Origin of the sequence: Microcoleus sp. BROC3 (assembly GCF_036702515.1) — a bacterium.
Lineage (GTDB): Bacteria > Cyanobacteriota > Cyanobacteriia > Cyanobacteriales > Microcoleaceae > Microcoleus.
On sequence record NZ_JAUBTQ010000150.1, the window covers coordinates 1 to 2,486 of the forward strand.

Annotated in this window: 6 protein-coding genes; all 6 read right to left on the bottom strand. The window is 51.1% G+C overall.

Features of this window, described 5'->3' with window-relative positions; all coding sequences use genetic code 11:
* Positions 1-191: 191 nt before the first annotated feature.
* Complete coding sequence (locus QUB30_RS33275; protein WP_333342567.1) at positions 192-404, bottom strand: hypothetical protein; 213 nt, start codon at positions 402-404, stop codon at positions 192-194.
* Complete coding sequence (locus QUB30_RS33280) at positions 397-966, bottom strand: hypothetical protein (protein WP_333342569.1); 570 nt, start codon at positions 964-966, stop codon at positions 397-399. Before QUB30_RS33280 ends, QUB30_RS33275 begins: the two co-directional genes overlap by 8 nt.
* The gene (locus QUB30_RS33285) at positions 957-1,220 is read right to left on the bottom strand and encodes a hypothetical protein (RefSeq protein WP_333342572.1); all 264 of its coding nucleotides are present in this window, start codon (positions 1,218-1,220) and stop codon (positions 957-959) included. The genes QUB30_RS33280 and QUB30_RS33285 overlap by 10 nt, the downstream gene beginning before the upstream one ends.
* The gene (locus QUB30_RS33290; protein WP_333342575.1) at positions 1,220-1,744 is read right to left on the bottom strand and encodes a hypothetical protein; all 525 of its coding nucleotides are present in this window, start codon (positions 1,742-1,744) and stop codon (positions 1,220-1,222) included. The genes QUB30_RS33285 and QUB30_RS33290 overlap by 1 nt, the downstream gene beginning before the upstream one ends.
* Positions 1,744-2,112, bottom strand: coding sequence for a hypothetical protein (locus tag QUB30_RS33295; protein WP_333342578.1), 369 nt, complete (start codon positions 2,110-2,112; stop codon positions 1,744-1,746). The genes QUB30_RS33290 and QUB30_RS33295 overlap by 1 nt, the downstream gene beginning before the upstream one ends.
* On the bottom strand, positions 2,105-2,486 hold a 382-nt coding region (locus QUB30_RS33300; protein ID WP_333342580.1), incomplete at its 5' end, for a hypothetical protein. The genes QUB30_RS33295 and QUB30_RS33300, both read right to left, overlap by 8 nt.

Below are 2,486 nucleotides of genomic sequence, written 5' to 3' on the forward strand. Positions count from 1 at the left end.
CTCTGACACCATTACAAACCTATTAGGTTTGGAAACTTGACTACATACACAGAATCAGTGCAGTAAATTCTTGCTCATTGTGTGCTAAGCTGTGCTGCTTTTTGCTGTTTAGGTGTGTACCGGGTATCACATAACCCGGTTGGACGCGCGGCTGGGAGGCAGACCGTGAGCCAGCCCCCTCCCAGCCCACGTTATTGCTGCCCTTCGGCAGGTTTGCTTGAGACAGGTTTCGGGGCGGTTACGGCTTCGAGCAAGTAGTCATATTGCCCGTATTCCTCCCGTGGCTTATATTTTTGACCTTGCGCCCACTGCCAACCCCAGTTTGTAAGCGTAGTGAGGGTTGCATCTATTTCCAGCAACGTCCCTGTCAAGCGCATATTTACCAGTTGTGTTCGTTCAGCCATTGTTAGACTCTCCCTCAAATTGGTTGATTAAATCTTGTAATTTCACCTTACCTTCTGCAAATTTTCGCCCCTTCATCTTGAGAATATTCTCAATAATCCAGGTGTTAGCTTTGCCTGCTTCCCGTGCTACTACCACTTCCGCATACAACGATTTAGCTAGCTCTAGGGACGTATCGGTAGTGGTAGCAAGTGCAACTTCCACTTTCTCGGATTTGGCATCATACAAGGCTTCCAGTCGCTCCCGCACTTCTTCCACGTCTTCCTCTGGGGAAGCCAAAAGTGCCTCTGCTTCCTGCTGCCTCTGAGTGCGACTTACATATACTTCCGTAGCGATTTCATCCTCCACGTCAGCTTTAACCGCCCTGAGTTTCAGCGCTTCAATCTCAGCCGCGTCAGCCAACTTACGGGCAATATTTCCGCCACCGATCGCACAAGCAACAGCGCCGCACAGCGACAGCCCTTGCATAGATTTGTGCCAGCCGATGCGCTTATCAAGGGCAACTAGGGGAGCTAGCCACAGCGTGATAGCAGCGCCAGTGAGTACCCACATTTTCAACTGCATAGCAGCACCCCCGCGCCGATAACAGCCATTGCCAGCGCTGCCACCAATAAAGCCTGCAAGGTAGCCACGGGAATCTTGAGCCATGAACTGACAGAGAAATCAAGCAGCCAGCACAAGCCCCAAAGAATGAAGCTTGCTGCTGCCAAAAATGCGATCGCTCGGAATGACATCGGATGCAGCGACGCTATCCACCCCAGAAGGGAAGAAGCGGCGCACCCGGCAATAAAGTAGTTTGCCAAGCTTGCCGCTTTCATTAGTTGGAACCTCCCGTTAGTTGCGCCTTAATAGCGTCGATAGCAGTGCGCGCCTTGTTGTCTGCCTTGTCAATGCCGACCCCAGCCTTTGCGTAACCAGGACGTAAACCGTGCAAGTGCTTAGCCAGTCCAGCATTAGAGGTCACTTTTTGCAGTTCATTGGTAGCCAGTACCCGTTCATATTTGCGGTGGCGACGGTGGACTTTTGTATCAGCCACCTCAATCCGTTCTAGGGCGGTGTAAGCCTTTTTTGCGTACTTTACACCCTTCTCTTTCTCGGCTGCGAGGGTTTTCATTGCTGCCGCTTCTTCCTTGTCAAAGTAGCGGGGCGCTGGCACGATTGGCACTGACCGCTCGCCAGAGGCAAAATTACCGGGATTCATTGGACTAAGAGCGTCAGGTGAGGTCGCCTTCAGTACAGTCGATTTATCAATGCTGTGACCACCGTCGTTAAGGGCAAGCGAGCCACCATTTTTGCCCGCGTCAGTTTGACCGCCACCGAATAAGCGCATCTGTAAACTCATTATTTACCTACCTGAATTGTGATTTTTACTGGGAGTAAGTTGAGGGGATTGATGCGGGGAAATAAACCTAAAATCAACACAGCGAAGCCAACCGACGCAAGAGCCAGAGCGAAGGCTTGCCCAAAATCTACCCACTCCAAAAGGTTGCAGGATGAGTTTTGTTGGATATTGTTAGCGGGCGATACGGTGCCAGGGAGTATTTCAGGCTTTGGCTCAAACTCCAGTCCGTGCAGGTTTAGAAGCGCTTCCCATGTGGAAGTTTTTGTGAGCTTCCCGAACTTCCGAGCGTCGTCGTCGCAGAATCCGCAAGCGTATGCGACTGTTTTTAAGTGGTCAATTCGGCGGAAAGAGACGGGAGACTTAGACATGACGAACTAGCCTCATTCTTTCGCCCGTAGTGGGTTCCCCTTCAAAGCAGGGGTATTGAAAATCATCCGAGCTAGTGCCACTTAGCCAGTTGATGTAGTAAACCCAACCATCCTCCGGGCGATAGCAGATACCGACAATCTCGCCGAATTCAGTAAAGTCCTCGCAGAATTCGCCTGTCCAGTCAATCTCGATTAGGTCGCCCATTCTGAACTCTGGCATCGGTCGCCCGCTGAGAGTAGAAAGAATTGGTTGAGGAGATGGCACAAGGTATAACAAAGCGGCCGACATTGCTTTTTGAAAAAGCTCGCGCCGGGGAAATGTAAAGTGTTGCGATCGCCCATCAGGGAACCGCGCCGAAGTTGGCATAATTATT

Excerpts from the sequence above, each read along its gene's own strand:
- QUB30_RS33275 (WP_333342567.1), bottom strand. The coding sequence starts at position 404 with ATGGCTGAACGAACACAACTGGTAAATATGCGCTTGACAGGGACGTTG.
- QUB30_RS33280 (WP_333342569.1), bottom strand. The coding sequence starts at position 966 with ATGCAGTTGAAAATGTGGGTACTCACTGGCGCTGCTATCACGCTGTGG.
- QUB30_RS33285 (WP_333342572.1), bottom strand. The coding sequence starts at position 1,220 with ATGAAAGCGGCAAGCTTGGCAAACTACTTTATTGCCGGGTGCGCCGCT.
- QUB30_RS33290 (WP_333342575.1), bottom strand. The coding sequence starts at position 1,744 with ATGAGTTTACAGATGCGCTTATTCGGTGGCGGTCAAACTGACGCGGGC.
- QUB30_RS33295 (WP_333342578.1), bottom strand. The coding sequence starts at position 2,112 with ATGTCTAAGTCTCCCGTCTCTTTCCGCCGAATTGACCACTTAAAAACA.